The organism is Mesorhizobium sp. M0145, from assembly GCF_040322355.1.
GTDB lineage: Bacteria > Pseudomonadota > Alphaproteobacteria > Rhizobiales > Rhizobiaceae > Mesorhizobium.
The window spans coordinates 616,452-634,772 of sequence record NZ_JAMYTK010000001.1 but is presented as its reverse complement, the minus strand read 5'-3'; the positions used below and the strand labels follow the sequence as shown (position 1 = coordinate 634,772).

Here is an 18,321-nt window from a genome sequence, read left to right as displayed (position 1 = left end):
TCAGAGCAGCGGGTCGAGGATGAATTTCTTGTCCTCGACAGGTTTTTCCGGCTCCGGCGGCAAAGGTTGCTTGGCCTTCTCGGCGTCCTTGCGGGCCTGCACGGCTGCCGCGTACGGCGTGTCGAGCGCAGCCTTCCTGCCGCAGGCCGCAACGGTGGCCATTGCCGCCAGCAGCGTCAGCGTCACCAAAATCCTGCTTCCGGTCATCGTGCCATCCGTCCGAAACTGTTGCCCGCAGCCGCTTCTAGCCGAGTTTTGCGGCCATTGCACCCCGCGTCTTACGCCTTGGCGAGCCGCTTTTTCCAGTAGCGGATCTGCTTGCGCACCTCGGACGGCGCGGTGCCGCCGAAGCTCGTGCGGCTCTTTACAGAATTCTGCACGGCAAGAACCGAAAACACGTCGGCGCTGATACCGGGGTGAATGGACTGCAGATCCTCCAGCGAAAGCCTGTCGAGCCCGATCTTCCTGTCGTCGGCCAGCGCCACCGCCCGGCCAGTAATATGGTGCGCCTCGCGGAACGGCAGCCCAAGCGTGCGCACTAGCCAGTCGGCGAGGTCGGTCGCAGTCGAATAGCCGGCGCCGGCCGCCTTTTTCATCGCGGCAGTGTTCACCGTCATGTCGCGCACCATGCCGGTCATTGCCGCCAGCATCAGGTCGAGCGTCTCGGCCGCGTCGAAGACGGATTCCTTGTCTTCCTGCATGTCCTTGCCATAGGTCAGCGGCATGCCTTTCATTACCGTCAGCAGGCCGACGAGATGGCCGGTGACGCGGCCGGTCTTGCCGCGCACCAGTTCGGCAGCGTCCGGGTTCTTCTTCTGCGGCATGATCGACGAACCCGTCGAGAAACTATCCGATAGCCTGACGAAGCCGAATTGCGGCGTCGACCAGATGATGATCTCTTCGGCCAGCCGCGACAGATGCGTCGCGCAGATCGCCGCCAAGCCCAGGAACTCGAGCGCGAAATCGCGGTCCGAAACACTGTCGAGCGAATTGCGCATCGGCTCGCGGAAGCCAAGCGCCTTCGCCGTCTGGTGCCGGTCGATGGAAAAGCTGGTGCCGGCAAGGGCGGCGGCGCCGAGCGGGCTTTCATCCATCCGCTCAATCGCATCGCGGACGCGAGACAGGTCGCGTGCAAACATCTCGATATAAGCCATGCAGTGGTGGCCGAAGGTCACCGGCTGCGCCGCCTGCATGTGGGTGAAGCCCGGCATCACCGTTGCCGCATGCTCCTCGGCCCGATCCAGGAACGCCGTGATCAGGCCCTTCAGCGCCTCGGCGACGCGAAAGCACTCGTCCTTGACCCACAGCCTGAGGTCGACCGCCACCTGGTCATTGCGCGAGCGGGCGGTATGCAGGCGGCCGGCGGCGGGGCCGATCAAATCGGCCAGACGGGCCTCGACATTCATGTGGATGTCTTCCAGCCTGGTCGAGAACTCGAATGTGCCGGCCTCGATCTCTGCGAGGATCGTGTTCAGCCCGTGAGCGATTTTTTCTTGATCGGCCGCCGAAATAATGCCCGTTTGCGCCAGCATCTGGCTATGGGCGATCGAGCCGCGAATATCCTGCGCATAGAGTTTGCGGTCGAACGAGATCGACGCGTTGATCGCTTCCATGATTGCGGCCGGACCCGAGGCAAAACGTCCGCCCCACATCTGGTTGCTGGCCTTCTTGTCGTTCATCGCTATAACCCGTGCTCCGGAGCAGTTTTTCAAAAATGGCAGACGGCAATAGATTTTTCCCGGCTTTGCGTCTCATCCTCGCCGCTTTGGTTGCGGGCGTGCTGGCCGGCGCGTTCGCGGTATATGTCAGGGAAAGCAGTTCTGGCAACAAGGCGCCCGCGCAAGTGGCCGCCGGCGGCGGCAAGGACGACGTCGCCTGCGCCGCCAAGACCGACCGTGCCAAGAAGATCGCCGCCGCTGCCACCGGCCAGGTTGCCGCGCTTTTGCCGGCGGATCCGCCGCAATCGCTGAAAAGCCTTGCCTTCAACGGCCCCGACGGCAAGCCGACGACGATCGCCGATCATGCCGGCAAGACGGTGCTGCTCAATCTGTGGGCGACATGGTGCGCACCTTGCCGCGCCGAAATGCCGGCGCTCGATGCGCTGCAGAAGGAGATGGGCAGCGATGCGTTTCAGGTTGTTGCCGTCAACGTCGATGCCGGCGACGATGCCAAACCGAAGAAGTTCCTGGAGGACACCGGCGTCAAGTCGCTCGGCTACTATCGCGATGCCACGATGGCGCTGTTCAACGACGTCAAGACGCGCGGCCTAGCGCTCGGTCTGCCGGTCACCATGCTGATCGATGGGCAAGGCTGCCTGATCGCCCATATGAATGGCCCGGCCGAATGGTCGGGGCCGGATGCCAAGCGTCTGGTCGAGGCGGCGCTTCAGCCGGGATAGGCTCAGACCGTGCGCAGGCGCGGCTTGAGCACGGCAATGCTTGCGCCGCGTCGGCTGGCGGTGCGGATTGCCGGAGCGGCCACGCCCGTCAGTTCCCCGAATGTCTCGATCGGAGCCGGTTTGCCGAGGTAGTAGCCTTGCCCGATCTCGCAAGCCTCGGCGTCCAGGAACTGCAATTCACCCGGCGTCTCGATGCCTTCTGCCAGAACCGGTAGGCCGAGACCGCGTCCAAGCCCCAGCACGGCGCGAACGATCGCCGCGAACTGGGCGTTCTTGTCGACCGATTTGATGAACGACCCGTCGATCTTGATCTTGTCGAAGGGAAAGGCGCTGAGGTTGGACAGCGAAGAATAGCCGGTGCCAAAATCGTCCATCGCCACATGCACGCCAAGCGCCTTGACCTGCCTCAAGGTTGCCAGCGCGCGCGGCATGTCCTTCACCAGGGCCGTTTCGGTGATCTCCAGTTCGAGCCTGCCGGGGGCCAGGCCGGATCTCGTCAATGCGTCGTGCACCTTGCGGCTGAAGTTCGGATTGTGAAGTTGCACGGCGGAGACGTTGACGGCGACCATCAGCGGGTTTGTCCAGCGAACAGCATCGTTACAAGCCGTCGTCAGCACCCAGTCGCCGATCTGCGCGATAGCGCCACTGTCCTCGGCCACGGGGATGAAAACGGCCGGAGAAATGTCACCCCGCTCAGGGTGCTGCCAACGGACCAGGGCTTCGAAGCCGATCATCCTGCCGCCGCGGATCTCCTTCTGCGGCTGATAGACGAGGTGGAACTCCTTGCGGGCGATCGCCTGGCGCAATTCATGCTCCATCACGCGCTTGTCGCGGGCCGCGGTGCCCATGGCTGTCTCGAAAAACCGATAAGTGTCCCTGCCTTCGGTTTTGGCGCGATGGAGTGCCGTGTCGGCATGGCTGATCAGGCCGGCCTGGTCTTCGGCATCCAGCGGAAAGAAGGCGATGCCGATGCTGGCCGAGACGAGGCCGGAGCCGACCGAAACCCTGTTTTCCTCCCGGATCGCCGCCAGCAAGTCCTCGGCTATCCGGCCTGCGGCCAGGGGGTCGGGGAGGTTCGGAGCTATGATGGCAAATTCATCGCCGCCGAGACGCGCGAGCATCTGTCCGTGGCGCGGGATGCCGGAAATGCAGTGCGCCAGCTTCTGCAGCATAGCATCGCCGGCCCCGTGGCCATAGAGGTCGTTGACTTGCTTGAACCGGTCAAGGTCAAGCAGCAGGAGCGCCAGATGTCCATCCTTGCCGCCACGATCCATCGAGGCGAATTCTGCTTCCAGCCGGGAAGAAAAGCTCCGCCGATTGGCAAGCCCGGTAAGCGGATCGAAATGCGCGAGGCGGAGGATCTCTTGTTCTGCCTTCTTGCGCTCACGGATGTCGCGAACGGCAAGCACCGTATGAGGCCTGCCGCAGTAGGTGATTTTCCTGGCGATCAGCTCGACAGGAATTCTCGCCCCGTCGCTGCCCCTTAACTTCGCTTCCTGCGCCTGTTCGCCGAAGCCGGACATATCGGCTGCGCTCTGTCCGTCGAAAAGCTCGCCGAATTGCATCGTGTTCAGGGTGGCTGTCGCTGTTCCGGTCAGCTTCGCCATACTGTCATTGGCGCTGACAATGCGGGTGCCATCGCAAACGATCAGACCTTCCACCGCCGCATTGGCGAGATCGTGCATGCGATCGGCCTCGAGCTTCTGGCGGCGAAAGCGCAGGTCGATCCACAGCGCGGCACCCGATAGTACAAGGATTATCAGGCTGGCGACCGCTGCGGCAAAGGCCTGGGAAATGGGCTCGATGGAATGTTCGGATATTTCAATCGAGGAATCCGGAATGATCGACACCGCAGCCATCGCGATGAAATGCAAGCTGCAAATCGCCAGCGTCAAAAGCGCGGCGCCGCCGAAAGTCGCGAGCGCTGACGGACGGCGCAAGACGACAAGGAGCGCCAGTGCCGCGAGGGTCACGCCGGCCAGAAGCGATATCGCGACAAGGAGCAGGTTCCATACGACCCGGCCTTCGACCTCGAAAGCTGCCATGCCGATGTAGTGCATCGTCGCGATGGCGCCGCCCAGAATGGCGCCACCGACGAGGAAATGGTCGATGCCGCGGCGCAAGGTGGCGACCCACATCCCAAGCGCGGTCATGATAACGGCGGCGGCAAGCGAAAAGGCGGATAATCCCGGATTGTATGCGTTCGGTATTCGCGGCGTAAACGCGGTCATGGCGATGAAATGCGTCGCCCATATGCCGAACCCGGTCGAGGCTGCGGCGATCATCAGCCAGACAAGCCGGTTTCGCTCGGTCGATCGGCCGACATGCTTAAGGAGATTAACCGCTGAGAAGCAAGAAATTCCACAGACGAGTGCGGCAAGCGCAACCAGTCTCGGATCGTGCTGACTTACAATACAATTATAGACCCTCAGCATCCTGGTTCACTCGGTCTGCCAAAACTAACAGGGGAGGTGTGACTGATTAGCTCTTGGAGATTTTAACGAATGGTTAACCCGCGGGCCACGAGGCGGGTCTTTTCGGGGGAAACCCGACGCCGCTGCGCCGAAAAGACGGTGATGTGATTTCTGGCGCCCGGTTTCGGTAGCGAGTGCACTTTAGGAAGGAATGATGTTCATTGATCCGCAATAAAACCGTTGTCCGATTGTCATCAGCGCCACATATTGGCTTTGCGGAAGTGCCCCTTTCGCCAATGACAAACGGGAGATGAAACATGAAGTTCTTCGGCTTTGCGGCCGGTATCGCCGCCACCGTGACCCTGCTTTCCACCACCTCCGCCTTCGCCGTCACGCAGATCAGCTGGTGGCACGCCATGACCGGCGCCAACGCCGAGGTCGTCGCCAAGATCTCCAAGGATTTCAACGCCAGCCAGAGCGACTATGAGCTCGTTCCGGTGTTCAAGGGCACCTATCCGGAGACGCTGAATGCCGGCATCGCTGCCTTTCGTGCCGGGCAAGCGCCCGATATCCTCCAGGTGTTCGACGTCGGCACCGGCGTGATGATGGCGGCCGAGGGTGCGATAAAGCCGGTGGCCGATGTGATGACCGGCGCCGGGATGACTTTCGACAAGAGCCAGTATCTGCCCGGCATCGTCGGCTATTATTCGAAGCCGGACGGCACCATGCTATCGTTCCCCTACAACTCTTCCTCGCCGATCCTCTACTACAACAAGGACATCTTCCAGAAGGCAGGCCTCGACGTGAACAATCCGCCCAAGACGTGGAACGAGGTGTGGGAAGCTGCCAAGAAGATCAAGACGAGCGGCGCCGCCCCTTGCGGCTATACCTCGACCTGGCTGACCTGGATCCACCTGGAGAATTTCGCGGCGTGGAATGACGTGCCTTGGGCCACCCAGCAGAATGGCCTGGCTGGAGGTGATGTCGAACTCAAGATCAATGCGCCGATTTTCGTCAACCACTTCCAGGCGCTAGCTGACCTGGCCAAGGACGGCACGTTCAAATATGGCGGACGCACCTCCGAAGCCAAGCAGATATTCCTCGCCGGCGAATGCGGCATCTTCACCGAATCGTCGGGCGGCCTCGGCGATATCGTCAAGTCCGGCATGAACTATGGCATCGGCCAGCTTCCCTATGATACCGACGCCAAGGGCGCACCACAGAACACGACGCCGGGTGGTGCCAGCCTGTGGGTGTTCGGCAACAAGTCGGACGAGGAATACAAGGGCGTCGCGGCTTTCTTTGCCTATCTGTCCAAGACCGATGTGCAGGAATATCTGCACCAGAAGTCGGGATATTTGCCAGTGACGCTTGCGGCATACGAGGCGACTAAGAAATCAGGCTTCTATGACAAAAACCCCGGCCGCGAGACACCCATCCTGCAGATGACAGGCAAGGCGCCGACCGACAACTCGAAGGGCGTGCGCCTGCCGAATCTGCCGCAGGTGCGTGATATCCAGAATGAGGAGTTGGAGAAGATGCTGGCTGGCCAGCAAACCGCTCAGCAGGCGCTCGACAATGCGGTTGCGCGCGGCAACGCGGCGATCAAGGAAGCGCTGGAGAACTGACGGGATTATCTCGGTTAGTCGGTTGGAATATCGCCCACGCGGGCTCGCGTGGGCGACACCTGGATAGCGAGGGAAATCAGCCTGTCTCCACGCGTCGTCTTTCCCAACAAGATCCTGCCCTACCTGCTGGTGGCGCCACAACTCGCCATCACCCTGGTTTTCTTCTACTGGCCGGCCGGTCAGGCGCTTTACCAGTCGATGCTCAGGCAAGACCCGTTCGGGCTGAAGAGCAGGTTCGTCTGGTTTGCCAATTTCCGGAAGGTGCTGGCCGATCCGGCCTACCTCAACTCGATCAAGGTCACCGTAGTGTTCTCTCTTGCGACCGCGATCGTTGCCATGGTTGTGGCCCTGCTGCTCGCGGTCATGGCCGAGAAGGCCGTGCGCGGCAAAGGCCTCTACCGCACACTGTTGATATGGCCTTACGCCGTGGCGCCGGCGATTGCCGGCATGCTTTGGCTTTTCCTGTTCAATCCCTCGATCGGCTCGTTGGCCTATTTGCTGAGAAGCCTCGGCATCGTATGGGACCCGCTGCTCAACGGCACCCACGCCATGATCCTGCTGGTGTCGGCTGCTGCCTGGAAGCAGATCAGCTACAACTTCCTGTTCTTCGTCGCCGGCCTGCAGGCGGTGCCGAAAACGCTGATCGAAGCGGCGGCCATGGACGGCGCCGGCGAAACCAAGCGCTTCTGGACCATCGTCTTCCCGCTGCTTGCGCCGACAACCTTTTTCCTGCTGGTCGTCAACACCGTCTATGCCCTGTTCGACACGTTCGGCATCGTTCATGCCGTCACCGGCGGCGGGCCGGGCAAGACGACCGAGACGCTGGTCTACAAGGTCTACAATGACGGCTTCGTCAATCTGATCCTGGGCGATTCGGCGGCGCAGTCGGTCATCCTGATGGCCATCGTCATTGCGCTCACAGCGATCCAGTTCCGCTATGTGGAACGCAAAGTCCATTACGGCTGAGGGCAGCGATGATCGGCCAGTCCCCGCTCCGCACCTTCATCGCCCATGCCGTGCTCATCCTCGGCATATTGATCGTGGCTTTTCCGATCTACTACACCTTCGTTGCCTCGACGCACACGCTGCAAACGATCCTCAGGCCGCCCCTGCCGCTCTTGCCCGGCGACCAGCTATGGAACAATTACAGCGAGGCGCTGTTCGGCGGCATCGGTCGTATCGGCGGGGTCAGCGTCGGCAGGCTGCTCCTCAACACCACGATCATGGCGCTCGGCGTTGCGGTGGGAAAGATCTTCATCTCGATCCTGTCGGCCTACGCGATTGTGTTCTTTCGCTTTCCGCTGCGCATGACCTTCTTCTGGCTGATCTTCATCACCTTGATGCTTCCAGTCGAGGTGCGCATCCTGCCGACCTACAAGGTGATGGTCGATCTCGGCATGATCGACACCTATGCCGGCCTGATCGTCCCGCTGATCGCCTCGGCCACCGCAACGCTGCTGTTTCGCCAGTTCTTCATGACCATACCGGGCGAATTGGTCGAGGCGGCGCGTGTCGACGGTGCCGGGCCATGGCGCTTCTTTTTCGATATTCTGGTGCCGCTGTCGCGGACAAACATCGCCGCGCTGTTCGTGATCCTCTTCATCTATGGCTGGACGCAGTATCTTTGGCCGCTGCTCGTCACCAACAGCAACGACATGAACACCATCGTCATCGCGCTGAGAAAGATGGTTTCCTTCGCCGATGCCGACACCCAATGGCACCTGGTGATGGTCACGGCAATGCTGGCCATCGTGCCGCCGATCCTGGTGGTCGTGCTGATGCAACGCTGGTTCGTGCGCGGTCTGGTCGAATCCGAAAAGTGAGAAGCCGATGGCGACCGTGGATCTGAAGGATGTCAGGAAAATCTATCCCAGCGGCGTCGAGGCCGTGAAGGGCGTTTCCATCGCCATTCCCGACAAGGAGCTTTGCGTGCTGGTCGGCCCCTCCGGCTGCGGCAAGTCTACGCTGCTGAGGATGATCGCCGGGCTGGAGACGATTTCTGCCGGTACAGTCGCCATCGACGGCAAGGTGGTCAACGCCATTGGCCCGACCGAGCGCGACATCGCCATGGTGTTCCAGAACTACGCGCTCTACCCACATATGAAGGTCTATGACAACATGGCCTATGGCCTGCGCAACCGCGGCACGCCGAATGACGAGATCGACAGCAGGGTACGCTCGACTGCCAAGGTGCTGGAGCTTTCGGCGCTGCTCGACCGGCGCCCGCGCGAGCTTTCCGGCGGTCAGCGCCAGCGCGTCGCCATGGGTCGCGCCATCGTGCGCAACCCGAAGGTCTTCCTGTTCGACGAACCGCTGTCCAACCTCGATGCGAAATTGCGCGGGCAGATGCGCATCGAGATCAAGAATCTGCAGCGCTCGCTTGGCGTCACCTCGGTTTATGTCACGCACGACCAGCTTGAGGCGATGACGCTGGCCGACATCCTCGTCGTCATGAACGCCGGCCTGGTCGAGCAGACCGGCGCGCCGCTTGATGTGTACGAGAAACCGGCCTCGACCTTCGTCGCTTCGTTCATAGGCGCACCGCCGATGAATCTGCTGGCGCTCACAGGGGCCTCCCCAAGCTCGGTATTGGCGGACGGTACTGTGATTGGCTTGGCGCCTCGACAGGGCAAGGCAGTGACACTAGGCTTTCGTCCGGAGGACGCCGACATCACCTTCGCGGCAGAGGCGCCGGCCGGCGCGCTCGCGCTGCCGGCAACAGTGGAAGCGGTCGAACCGGTCGGTGCCGAAAGCTTTCTCCATTGCGTGGCAGCCGGCAGCCGCATCGTGGTGCGCGTCTCAGGCCGCGCCAGCGCCAAGCCAGGCGACCAATTGCGCGTCGTGGCTAGGTCCGAAAAGCTGCATTGGTTCGATCAGGCAGGCAAACGGGTCGATTGAAGTCGGCCTTGCGCAGAACCGTTCAGGCAAACACATGCGCCTTGCCCGACACGGTCAGCCGGACGATCTCGCCGATCGCCGGCGCGTCCATGCCCGGCTTGCGCAGGATCAACGGCGTATTGCCGATGGCGGCGGCGTCGGGCGGATCGGGGCTGTTCAACAGACGCACCGCGATGGTGCACATCGAGCCGGCGAACTCCGATTCCGTCACCTCGCCGAACAGCATGTCCGGCGTGCCGGACATGCCTTCACGCGATGTGCGTTTCAGCAACACCTGCTCCGGCCGCAGCATGATGCGGGCGACGTCGCGCCGCTCCGAGCTGTCGACAGCGATGCGGCCGAGCGGCGAGATGGCGAAGCCATCGGCGATCCTTGCCGGCAGGACGATGGCGTCGCCAAGGAACTCGGCGACCATCCTGTCCTTCGGCTTGAAATAGAGCTCGCGCGGCGTGCCGACCTGCGAGAATTTGCCGTCGCGCATCACCGCGACCTGGCTGGCGAATGACAGCGCCTCGGCCTGGTCGTGGGTGACCAGGATGGTGGTGATGCCGGCGGTTTCAAGGAGCTCGGCCACGGCCTTGCGCATCGAGGCGCGCAGGCCGGTGTCGAGCGCCGAGAACGGCTCGTCGAGCAGCATCAGCCGCGGCTTCATGGCCATGGCGCGGGCGAGCGCGACGCGCTGCTGCTGGCCACCGGAGAGTTCGTGCGGACGGCGCTTCAGGATACCTTTGTCCAGCCCGACGACATAGGCGAGCTCGGCGATGCGCTCACTGCGCTTTTCCTCGTGACGCCCCATGCCGAAGCCGATATTGGCGGCGATGCTCAGATGCGGGAATAGAGCGCCGTCCTGCGCCACCAGCCCGATGCCGCGGCGATGCGCCGGCACGGCCGTGTCGCCATCGGCCAGCACCTCGCCATCAAGCACGATGCTGCCCTGGTCCGGCGCCTCGAAGCCGGCGATCAGCCGCAGCAAGGTGGTCTTGCCGCAACCGGACGGCCCGACGATTGCCGTACGGCTGCCGCTGGCCACGCTGAGGTCGACGCCGGCAAGTGCTGCGACGGGCCCGTAGTGCTTGTGGATGCCGCTCAGCTCGAGAAAGCTCATCGCCCGGCCATCCGCTTCGACTGGACGTAGAGCAACCAGGTCAAAGGCAGCGACATCGCCACCATGATCAGGGCATAAGGCGCCGCCGACGCATAGTCGATCTCGCCGCTATAGGACCAGAACGCCATGGCCAGCGTGCGGGTGCCGTTGGGCGCCAGCATCTGGGTTGCGGTCAATTCGTTCATGATACCCAGCGCGACCAACGCCATGCCGGCTGCGGCACCCGGCGCCGACAGGCGGATGGTCGTCGACCACAGCGCCTTGAGCGGCGACCGGCCGAGGCTGGAGGCGGCGCGTTCGAGCTCGACCGGCGCCTGTGCGATCGACGCCCTGAGGCTAATCAGAGCGCGCGGCAGGAACATCAGCGCATAGGCGACCAGGATGGTGAACAGGGTCTGGTAGAGCGGCATGGCGATACGCACGGCGATGGTGACCAGCGCCAGGGCGATGACAACGCCGGGCAACGCGCCGACGATATAGTTGCAGCCCTCCAGGACGCGTTGCAGCCGCCCCGGCGCGCGGATCGAAATCCACGCCATCGGCATTGCCGCGACGGTGGCGAGCAGCGCGCCGGCAATTGCTAGGAACAGCGTTTGGCCAAGCGCCAGGCCGATCTCGTCGAGCCGCCAGACATCGGCGCCGCCGGCCATGAGCCAGCGGCCGATAGTGGCGAACGGCACGCCGAGCGCCAGCAGCGTGGTAATGGCAGGCAGCAGCAGGCAAGGAATGGTGGCGCGCCCAAGGCCCGTGCGCTGCTGCTGGCGCGCAGCACCCGAACCGACGCGGGCATAGCGCTCCTCGCCGCGCACCAGCACCTCCAGCCCGAGCAGCACAAGGCAGCAGGTCACCAGCACGCCGGCCAGCATGTTGGCGGCGGGACCGTTGAAGGTCGACTGGAACTGGTCGACGATCGCGGTGGTGAAGGTGTCGAAGCGGATGAAGACATAGAGCCCGTATTCGGCCAGGAGATGCAGGCCGACCAGCAGGGAGCCGCCGCAAATGGCGAGCCGGAGCTGCGGCAGCACGACACGCCTGAACACACGCCACGGGCCGAGACCAAGGGCTGCCGCTGCATCCTCGAGAGCGGGATCGAGCCGGCGCAATGCCGCCGCCACCGGCAGATAAAGGAAGGGGAAATAGGCGATGACCGACACAAGCACGCCGGCCCACAGGCCGTGCAGTCTGGGCACCATGGTGACCCAGGCGTAACTGTGGACGAAGGCCGGAATGGCGAGCGGCGCCACCGACAGCCAGGCCCATAGGCGGGCACCCGGCAGATCGCTGCGCTCGGTCAGCCAGGCCAGCATGACCGACAGCACGATCGAGATCGGCACCGCCAACACCACCAGCAGGCTGGTGTTGACCAGAAGTTCGCCGACGCGCGGCCTGAACACCAGCGCCGCCACCGTTTCCCAGCCGGTCTGCACCGCCACCCAGACGATGAAGGCAAGCGGCAGCAGCGCGAAAAGCGAGACAAAGACGGCAGCCAACGCAATCCATGAGACCGACCAACGACGTGCCCGCACGGCCGTGGCGTCGGCCGGCAAGCCTGGGCGTGCGAGATCGATCGCGGATTGCATCAGATCAGACGTTGCGCCAGCTCCGCCCGGAGGCGGAAACGATCGGCGGCGGATAATCTCGCGGGTAGCTTGTGGTCATAGGCAAATGCCATCTTGAAAACAGAGCGCTCCTGTGGAAAGCGAATTCCCACAGGAGCGCAGTCGGTTGCCCTTTTAGGACGAACGCCGGCTAAAGCAAGCCGGCCGCCGTCATCAGGTCGGTCACCTTTTTCGAGTTCAGCGTCGTCGGGTCGACTTTCGGCGCCTGCAGATCGGCCAGCGGCACCAGCTTCGGATTGGACTCGGCGCCCTTGCCGACTGCGTATTCGAACGAATCGCCTGTTTTCAGCACGTCCTGGCCGCCATTGCCGGTGACCCATTTCAGGAAAGCCTGCGCTTCCTTCGGGTGCTTGCTCGAGGCCAGCACGCCGCCGCCGGAAATCGAGACGAAAGCACCGGGATCCTGATGCTTGAAATAGTGCAACTCGACGTTCTTGCTGTTCTCGCCGGTCTTGGCCTGATCGCCGTAGTAGTAATAGTGATAGATCACGCCGCCTTCGACCTCGCCGGCATTGACCGCCTTCATCACCGTGCTGTTGCCCTTATAGGCGGTAAAATTCTCCTTCATCGCCTTCAGCCATTCGGCCGTCGCCGCCTCACCCTTGAGCTGCAGAAGCGCGCTGACGATCGCCTGGAAATCGGCGCCGGAGGGCGAAGCGGCCCAGCGGCCCTTCCAGCTCGGATCGGCGAGATCGAGCAGCGATTTGGGCAGCTGGTCGGCGCTCAGCTTGGTCTTGTTGTAGGCAAAGACGGTGCTGCGCGCGGCGACGCCGACCCATTTGCCGCTCGCCGGCTGGTACTCCTGCGGAACCTGGGCCAGCGTCTCGGTGCCGACCGGTGCGAACAGGCCGGCCGCCTCGACTAATGCCATGGCCGGCGAATTCTCCGTCAGGAATACATCGGCGGGCGAAGCGGTGCCTTCCGCAACGATCTGATTGGAGAAATCGCTGTCGCCGCCATTGCGGACGGTAACCTTGATGCCGGTTTCCTTGGTGAATCCCTCCGCCCAGGCCTTGGTCAGGTTTTCGTGCTGGGCGTTGTAGACGACGATGCCCTCGTCCTCTGCTATTGCCGGGCCGGCGATCAGGCTGATTGCAAGTGCTGTCGCACCGGCAAGGGCGGAAAGAGCATATTTCATGGCGTCGTCCTCGATTTCGATGGTCTTTGGCTTGGCACGCTGCACCTACCAATACCTGACTGGTGCAGTCAACATTGCTGGCCCACTCAATCGCTCAAAAGGAGCAAACTTTCGTGATGCTCAGCTAATTTGCCTTGGACATTATTTCGCCGGCCCCGTAACAAATCAGCGCCGAGACGCGAATATCGGGGAGTGAACTCTTGTGAGCGGCAAGGACGAAGCCGAGCTTTCACGCCTGCTGCGGGCCGCGATCGCCGGAGACGAAAGGGCCTATGCCGACTTTCTGCACCGGATCGCCGCGCTCGTTCGTGGCTTTGCCCGGCGCAAGATCGTGCAGGGCGGGGTGGATCCCGAGGATGTCGTGCAGGAAACCTTGCTGGCCATTCATGTGAAACGACACACCTGGCGCCATGATGCGCCGGTGCTGCCTTGGGTCTATGCAATAGCCCGCTTCAAGCTGATCGATGCGTTCCGGCGGCGCGGTCGGCGGATCGAGATCGAGATCGACGAAATCGCCGAGACCTTTGCCGAGCCGGAATCGGAGACGGTGAGCGAGCGCGACATCAACCGGGCGCTCGACAGCCTGTCGCCGGCACAGCGTTCCGTCGTCTCGGCCGTATCGGTCGAAGGCCGGTCAATCGGTGAGACCGCGGCCAAATTCGGCATCAGCGAGACGGCTGTGCGGGTGTCACTGCACCGCGGGCTTGCCGCCATTGCCAAACGGTTCAGGGCGGGGCGGGAATAACATGAGGACCGAAGATCTCATCAAGGCGCTCGACGCCGATGCCCGCAGCAAGGCGCTGCCGCTAGGCACCACCTGGTGGCTTGCCACCGGCGCGGCCATCGTGATCGCGGCCGCGGTTTTCTGGCTGACGATCGGCCCGCGCCCCGACATCGCGATCGCCATGCACACGATGCGGTTCCTGTCCAAATTCGTCTTCACGATTGCTCTTGCCGCCAGCGCCTTTGTCCTGGTGCGTGGGCTGTCGACGCCCGGTGCATCGACCGGCCGGGCGGTGAGCTGGATGGTCGCCGCGCCGCTGCTGGTGATTGTGGCTGTGATTCTCGAACTCTTCGCCGTGCCTGCGTCCGACTGGGGCACGCGCCTGGTCGGCACGAACATGGTCATCTGCCTGACCTTCATTCCGTTGATCGGGATCGGCCCGCTTGCCGTCTTTCTCGCGGTGCTGCGCCATGGCGCGCCGACAAGGCCGGTGCTTGCCGGTGCGGCCGCGGGCCTGCTTGCCGGCGGGCTGGCGGCGACCTTCTATGCGGCGCATTGCTTCGACGATTCGCCGCTTTTCGTCGGCACCTGGTATACGATCGCGGTCGCCATCCTTGCCGTGCTCGGGGCGCTCGGCGGACGACTTTTTGTGCGCTGGTAGCGAGGCGATCAGCGTGTCGGAACGGGATGCTCGCCGCGATAGTCGTAGAAGCCGCGGCCGGTCTTGCGGCCGAGCCAGCCAGCCTCGACATATTTGACCAGCAGCGGGCAGGGGCGGTATTTCGAATCCGACAGCCCGTCATGCAGCACCTGCATGATCGACAGGCAGGTATCGAGCCCGATGAAATCGGCAAGCTGCAGCGGCCCCATCGGATGGTTGGCGCCGAGCTTCATGGCGGTATCGATGGCGTCGACCGAGCCGACACCTTCATAGAGCGTGTAGATCGCCTCGTTGATCATCGGCAGCAGGATGCGGTTGACGATGAAGGCCGGGAAATCCTCCGAGACGGTTATCGTCTTGTCGAGCTGCTTCACATAGGTTTTTGCCGCCTCGAAGGTCTGGTCCTCGGTGGCGATGCCGCGCACCAGTTCGACCAGCTTCATCACCGGAACCGGATTCATGAAATGTATGCCGATGAAGCGTTCCGGCCGGTCGGTTTGTGAAGCCAGCCGTGTGATCGAGATCGATGACGTGTTCGTCGCCAGGATGGCCTCGGGGTTGAGCTGCGGGCAGAGCTGGGCATAGATCTTGCGCTTGACCGTCTCGTCCTCGGTCGCTGCTTCGATCACCAGATCGGCGCCCGCAAGGTCGGCCATGGCCGGTGCCGACGAAATGCGCGCCATCGCCTCATTGCGCAGCTTTTCCTCGAGTTTGCCGGAGCCGACCTGACGGGCCATGTTGCCGCTGATCGTAGCGATGCCCTTTTCGATGCGGTCGGGCGAAATATCGTAAACCAGCACCTTGTAGCCCGCCAGCGCCGACACATGGGCGATGCCGCCACCCATCTGGCCCGCGCCGATGATGCCGATCGTCTCGATCTTGCTCATTACCCGATCCCGTCGAGGCCTTTGCGGCCCGTTTTTTGTGCAGTGCAAACTAAAAGGGCGGGGCGACTTCGTCTACCCCACCCCTCAGAATTTAATACGCTTTGGCAGAAGGCGTCAAAGCGCCTTTTGCAGTTCCGGCAGAATGACGAAGAGATCGCCGACGAGACCGTAGTCGGCGACCTGGAAGATCGGCGCTTCCTCGTCCTTGTTGATGGCAACGATCACCTTCGAATCCTTCATGCCGGCAAGGTGCTGGATGGCACCGGAGATGCCGACGGCAATATAAAGGTCGGGCGCTACCACCTTGCCGGTCTGGCCGACCTGCCAGTCGTTCGGCGCATAGCCGGCATCGACGGCGGCGCGAGATGCGCCAACCGCCGCACCGAGCTTGTCGGCGACCGGCAGGATGACCTCCTGGAACTTCTCGGAGGAGCCCAGCGCACGGCCGCCCGAGATGATGATCTTGGCCGAGGTCAGCTCTGGACGGTCGGTCTCGGAGAGCTTGTTCTCGACAAAGCTCGACAGGCCGGGATTGGCCGCCGCCTGGACCGTCTCGACCGGCGCGGAACCGCCCTCGGGTGCTGCCTGGAAGGAAGCGGTACGCACCGTGATGACCTTCTTAGCGTCACTGGACTGCACCGTCTGGATGGCGTTGCCGGCATAGATCGGCCGCTTGAAGGTGTCGGGCGACACGACTTCGATGATTTCAGATATTTGGGCGACATCGAGCAGCGCTGCCACGCGGGGCGCGACGTTCTTGCCCGACGAGGTCGCCGGCGCGATGATCGTCTCGTATGGCTCAGCAAGCGAAACGACGAGTGCCGCCAGCGGTTCGGCGAGACGCTCGGTCAGTTCGTCGGCGTCGGCGAGCAGCACCTTGGTGACGCCCTTGAGCTTGGCGGCGGCGTCCGCTGTCGGCTTGGCACCTTTGCCGGCAACCAGCACATGCACGTCCGAACCGATCTGCAGCGCCGCCGAAAGCGCCTTGGCGGTCTGGTCGGAAAGCGCAGCGTTGTCGTGTTCGGCAATCAGAAGAATTGTCATTTTTTATCCCTTCCTGGCCTTACAGCACGCCGGCTTCGTTTTTCAGCTTGTCTAACAGTTCGGCGACGCTCTTGACCTTGACGCCCGCCTTGCGGCCGCCCGGCTCCTCGGTCTTGATCACTTTAAGCCGCGGCTTGACGTCGGCGCCGTAATCGGCAGGGCTCTTCTCGTCGAGCGGCTTCTTCTTGGCCTTCATGATGTTGGGCAGAGACGCGTAGCGTGGCTGGTTCAGCCGCAAATCGGCCGTGACGATCGCCGGCATCTTCAGTTCCAGCGTCTGCAGGCCGCCATCGACCTCGCGCGTCACCGTGGCTTTGTCACCGTCGAGCACGATCTTGGAGGCGAAGGTGCCCTGCGCCCAGCCGAGAAGTGCGGCCAGCATCTGGCCGGTCTGGTTGGAATCGTCGTCGATCGCCTGCTTGCCGAGAATGACAAGGCCGGGCTGTTCTGCCTCGACGACGCCCTTCAGCACCTTGGCGACGCCCAGCGGCTCAGTCTGCTCGTCGGTCTTGACCAGGATGGCGCGGTCGGCGCCCATGGCGAGCGCCGTGCGCAAGGTCTCCTGTGCCTGCTGCGGCCCGATCGACACGACGATGATCTCTTCGGCCTTGCCAGCTTCCTTCAGCCGGATCGCCTCTTCGACCGCGATCTCGTCGAACGGGTTCATCGCCATCTTGACGTTGGCGAGTTCCACCGCCGAACCGTCCGCCTTAACCCGGACCTTGACGTTCGCATCCACAACCCGCTTCACGGGCACAAGGATCTTCATTTGCCTGTCACCTCTTTCACGATAGTCTCTTCACGCTCGTCGGGCGCGCTATAGCAGCGTGCACCTCTTCAGAGTTGTCGAAAGCCGACATTCCGGACGGAATTCTGGTCTTCGCCACGCCAGTAGGGTGGCGCTTCCGTAGTTGCGGCGACCCCGCGCGTCAATATCGGGGCGCACTCGGATCCTCGGCGAAGCACTCAAATCGGTTCAGTCCGGACCGGAAACGGTCCCCCGGCCCCAGCGCGGCGCCGGCTGCGCAGGTTGTGGGTCGCTTGGCGCCGGCTCCACGGCTACGGGCACCGGACCGGCAACCACGGCCGGCTCCTCGTCTGCGCCGGCGAGTAGCGGTACGCCGCGGCTGCGCAAGACAAGCACCAGCACGGCTCCAGCGATGATGCCGCCAATATGGCAGGCCCAGGAAACCTGATCCTCGCCCCCCTGGGCGAACATGAAGATCTGGAACAGGATCCACAGGATCAGCGGGATGAAGGCCGGGATGCGCAACGGGATGCGCGCGAAGACCAGCACCCATACCTTCACCCGCGGATAAAGGATCAGATAGGCGGCGACCACACCGGCGATGGCGCCCGACGCGCCAATCAGCGGCACCTGCGAATCCCAGGCAACCAGACCCTGGAAGAAAGCGCCGGCGATGGCGCAAAGCAGGTAGAAGACGAGGTAGCGGACATGGCCGAGTGCATCCTCGACATTGTCGCCGAACACCCACAGGAACAGCATGTTGCCGCCGAGGTGGAAGATATCCGCGTGCAGGAAGGAATAGGTCAGATAGCTCAGGCTCTCCGGAATGACGACAAATTGCGGAGCGAGCTCGACGCTGTCATGCACAACCGACGGGATGAAACCGAGGCCCAGCACCGCGGCGTTGGCGAAATCCTCGCCGCCCAGTGTGGTGACAAAGTAGATCAGCACGTTGAGCGCGATCAGGCTGATCGTCACATATTGCAGCTTGATGTGCCGCAGCCGGTTGGTGTCGTAAAGCGGGATGAACATCGGGCCTCTCCCGCTTCCGGCGGAT

At 62.9% G+C, this 18,321-nt stretch carries 17 protein-coding genes; 7 read left to right on the top strand and 10 right to left on the bottom strand.

All coding sequences use genetic code 11. The annotated features are described in order from the left end of the window. The gene (locus NKJ28_RS03170) at nt 1–207 is read right to left on the bottom strand and encodes a hypothetical protein (RefSeq protein WP_023677931.1); all 207 of its coding nucleotides are present in this window, start codon (nt 205–207) and stop codon (nt 1–3) included. A gap of 71 nt (nt 208–278) precedes the next feature. After that, the gene (argH, locus tag NKJ28_RS03165) at nt 279–1,679 is read right to left on the bottom strand and encodes an argininosuccinate lyase (RefSeq protein WP_352634022.1); all 1,401 of its coding nucleotides are present in this window, start codon (nt 1,677–1,679) and stop codon (nt 279–281) included. 35 nt (nt 1,680–1,714) lie between these two features. On the opposite strand from argH, the gene tlpA reads away from it, so the two are divergent. Continuing rightward, nucleotides 1,715–2,398, top strand: a complete 684-nt coding sequence (tlpA, locus tag NKJ28_RS03160) for a thiol:disulfide interchange protein TlpA (RefSeq protein ID WP_352634020.1) — start codon at nt 1,715–1,717, stop codon at nt 2,396–2,398. A 2-nt stretch (nt 2,399–2,400) separates the two neighbouring features. Here the strand turns inward: tlpA and NKJ28_RS03155 are convergent, their stop codons facing one another. Further along, a complete protein-coding gene (locus NKJ28_RS03155) occupies nt 2,401–4,833 on the bottom strand; it encodes a bifunctional diguanylate cyclase/phosphodiesterase (RefSeq protein ID WP_352634018.1) in 2,433 nt (810 codons plus the stop codon). Nucleotides 4,834–5,129: 296 nt separating this feature from the next. On the opposite strand from NKJ28_RS03155, the gene ugpB reads away from it, so the two are divergent. The 4 genes from ugpB to ugpC all read left to right on the top strand — a co-directional run bounded on the left by ugpB (nt 5,130) and on the right by ugpC (nt 9,338). Further along, nucleotides 5,130–6,440, top strand: a complete 1,311-nt coding sequence (gene ugpB, locus NKJ28_RS03150; protein ID WP_352634016.1) for a sn-glycerol-3-phosphate ABC transporter substrate-binding protein UgpB — start codon at nt 5,130–5,132, stop codon at nt 6,438–6,440. A gap of 81 nt (nt 6,441–6,521) precedes the next feature. Then, complete coding sequence (gene ugpA, locus NKJ28_RS03145) at nt 6,522–7,406, top strand: sn-glycerol-3-phosphate ABC transporter permease UgpA (RefSeq protein WP_023677936.1); 885 nt, start codon at nt 6,522–6,524, stop codon at nt 7,404–7,406. A gap of 8 nt (nt 7,407–7,414) precedes the next feature. After that, the gene (ugpE, locus tag NKJ28_RS03140) at nt 7,415–8,263 is read left to right on the top strand and encodes a sn-glycerol-3-phosphate ABC transporter permease UgpE (protein WP_023677937.1); all 849 of its coding nucleotides are present in this window, start codon (nt 7,415–7,417) and stop codon (nt 8,261–8,263) included. A gap of 7 nt (nt 8,264–8,270) precedes the next feature. Beyond that, nucleotides 8,271–9,338: a sn-glycerol-3-phosphate ABC transporter ATP-binding protein UgpC gene (gene ugpC, locus NKJ28_RS03135; protein WP_352452447.1), complete on the top strand. Its 1,068-nt coding sequence runs from the start codon at nt 8,271–8,273 to the stop codon at nt 9,336–9,338. 22 nt (nt 9,339–9,360) lie between these two features. On the opposite strand, the gene NKJ28_RS03130 is transcribed toward ugpC, so the two are convergent. The 3 genes from NKJ28_RS03130 to NKJ28_RS03120 form a co-directional block, all read right to left on the bottom strand. Then, nucleotides 9,361–10,443 (bottom strand): ABC transporter ATP-binding protein, encoded by a 1,083-nt coding sequence (locus NKJ28_RS03130; protein WP_352634014.1) that lies wholly within the window; start codon nt 10,441–10,443, stop codon nt 9,361–9,363. After that, the gene (locus NKJ28_RS03125; protein ID WP_352577202.1) at nt 10,440–12,023 is read right to left on the bottom strand and encodes an ABC transporter permease; all 1,584 of its coding nucleotides are present in this window, start codon (nt 12,021–12,023) and stop codon (nt 10,440–10,442) included. Before NKJ28_RS03125 ends, NKJ28_RS03130 begins: the two co-directional genes overlap by 4 nt. Before the next feature lie 169 nt (nt 12,024–12,192). After that, nucleotides 12,193–13,200, bottom strand: a complete 1,008-nt coding sequence (locus tag NKJ28_RS03120; protein WP_352577252.1) for an iron ABC transporter substrate-binding protein — start codon at nt 13,198–13,200, stop codon at nt 12,193–12,195. A 202-nt stretch (nt 13,201–13,402) separates the two neighbouring features. Between NKJ28_RS03120 and NKJ28_RS03115 the strand changes: the two genes are divergently transcribed. Next, nucleotides 13,403–13,945 (top strand): sigma-70 family RNA polymerase sigma factor, encoded by a 543-nt coding sequence (locus tag NKJ28_RS03115; protein ID WP_352570551.1) that lies wholly within the window; start codon nt 13,403–13,405, stop codon nt 13,943–13,945. A 1-nt stretch (nt 13,946) separates the two neighbouring features. Further along, on the top strand, nt 13,947–14,585 hold the full coding sequence (locus tag NKJ28_RS03110; protein WP_352593919.1) for an NrsF family protein: 639 nt from the start codon (nt 13,947–13,949) through the stop codon (nt 14,583–14,585). Between the two features lie 8 nt (nt 14,586–14,593). Here NKJ28_RS03110 and NKJ28_RS03105 read toward each other — a convergent pair whose 3' ends face one another. The 4 genes from NKJ28_RS03105 to NKJ28_RS03090 form a co-directional block, all read right to left on the bottom strand. Continuing rightward, nucleotides 14,594–15,472 (bottom strand): 3-hydroxybutyryl-CoA dehydrogenase, encoded by an 879-nt coding sequence (locus tag NKJ28_RS03105; protein ID WP_352528900.1) that lies wholly within the window; start codon nt 15,470–15,472, stop codon nt 14,594–14,596. A gap of 114 nt (nt 15,473–15,586) precedes the next feature. After that, the gene (locus NKJ28_RS03100) at nt 15,587–16,516 is read right to left on the bottom strand and encodes an electron transfer flavoprotein subunit alpha/FixB family protein (protein WP_352634011.1); all 930 of its coding nucleotides are present in this window, start codon (nt 16,514–16,516) and stop codon (nt 15,587–15,589) included. Between the two features lie 19 nt (nt 16,517–16,535). Beyond that, nucleotides 16,536–17,285, bottom strand: a complete 750-nt coding sequence (locus NKJ28_RS03095) for an electron transfer flavoprotein subunit beta/FixA family protein (RefSeq protein WP_352456678.1) — start codon at nt 17,283–17,285, stop codon at nt 16,536–16,538. Between the two features lie 207 nt (nt 17,286–17,492). Then, nucleotides 17,493–18,296 carry a rhomboid family intramembrane serine protease gene (locus NKJ28_RS03090; RefSeq protein WP_352456677.1) on the bottom strand — a complete coding sequence of 268 codons (804 nt, stop codon included), beginning with the start codon at nt 18,294–18,296 and terminating at the stop codon, nt 17,493–17,495. Nucleotides 18,297–18,321: the final 25 nt, after the last annotated feature.

Coding starts and splice junctions, on each gene's coding strand:
- NKJ28_RS03170 (WP_023677931.1), bottom strand. CDS start 207: ATGACCGGAAGCAGGATTTTGGTGACGCTGACGCTGCTGGCGGCAATG.
- argH (WP_352634022.1), bottom strand. CDS start 1,679: ATGAACGACAAGAAGGCCAGCAACCAGATGTGGGGCGGACGTTTTGCC.
- tlpA (WP_352634020.1), top strand. CDS start 1,715: ATGGCAGACGGCAATAGATTTTTCCCGGCTTTGCGTCTCATCCTCGCC.
- NKJ28_RS03155 (WP_352634018.1), bottom strand. CDS start 4,833: ATGCTGAGGGTCTATAATTGTATTGTAAGTCAGCACGATCCGAGACTG.
- ugpB (WP_352634016.1), top strand. CDS start 5,130: ATGAAGTTCTTCGGCTTTGCGGCCGGTATCGCCGCCACCGTGACCCTG.
- ugpE (WP_023677937.1), top strand. CDS start 7,415: ATGATCGGCCAGTCCCCGCTCCGCACCTTCATCGCCCATGCCGTGCTC.
- ugpC (WP_352452447.1), top strand. CDS start 8,271: ATGGCGACCGTGGATCTGAAGGATGTCAGGAAAATCTATCCCAGCGGC.
- NKJ28_RS03130 (WP_352634014.1), bottom strand. CDS start 10,443: ATGAGCTTTCTCGAGCTGAGCGGCATCCACAAGCACTACGGGCCCGTC.
- NKJ28_RS03125 (WP_352577202.1), bottom strand. CDS start 12,023: ATGCAATCCGCGATCGATCTCGCACGCCCAGGCTTGCCGGCCGACGCC.
- NKJ28_RS03120 (WP_352577252.1), bottom strand. CDS start 13,200: ATGAAATATGCTCTTTCCGCCCTTGCCGGTGCGACAGCACTTGCAATC.
- NKJ28_RS03110 (WP_352593919.1), top strand. CDS start 13,947: ATGAGGACCGAAGATCTCATCAAGGCGCTCGACGCCGATGCCCGCAGC.
- NKJ28_RS03105 (WP_352528900.1), bottom strand. CDS start 15,472: ATGAGCAAGATCGAGACGATCGGCATCATCGGCGCGGGCCAGATGGGT.
- NKJ28_RS03100 (WP_352634011.1), bottom strand. CDS start 16,516: ATGACAATTCTTCTGATTGCCGAACACGACAACGCTGCGCTTTCCGAC.
- NKJ28_RS03095 (WP_352456678.1), bottom strand. CDS start 17,285: ATGAAGATCCTTGTGCCCGTGAAGCGGGTTGTGGATGCGAACGTCAAG.
- NKJ28_RS03090 (WP_352456677.1), bottom strand. CDS start 18,296: ATGTTCATCCCGCTTTACGACACCAACCGGCTGCGGCACATCAAGCTG.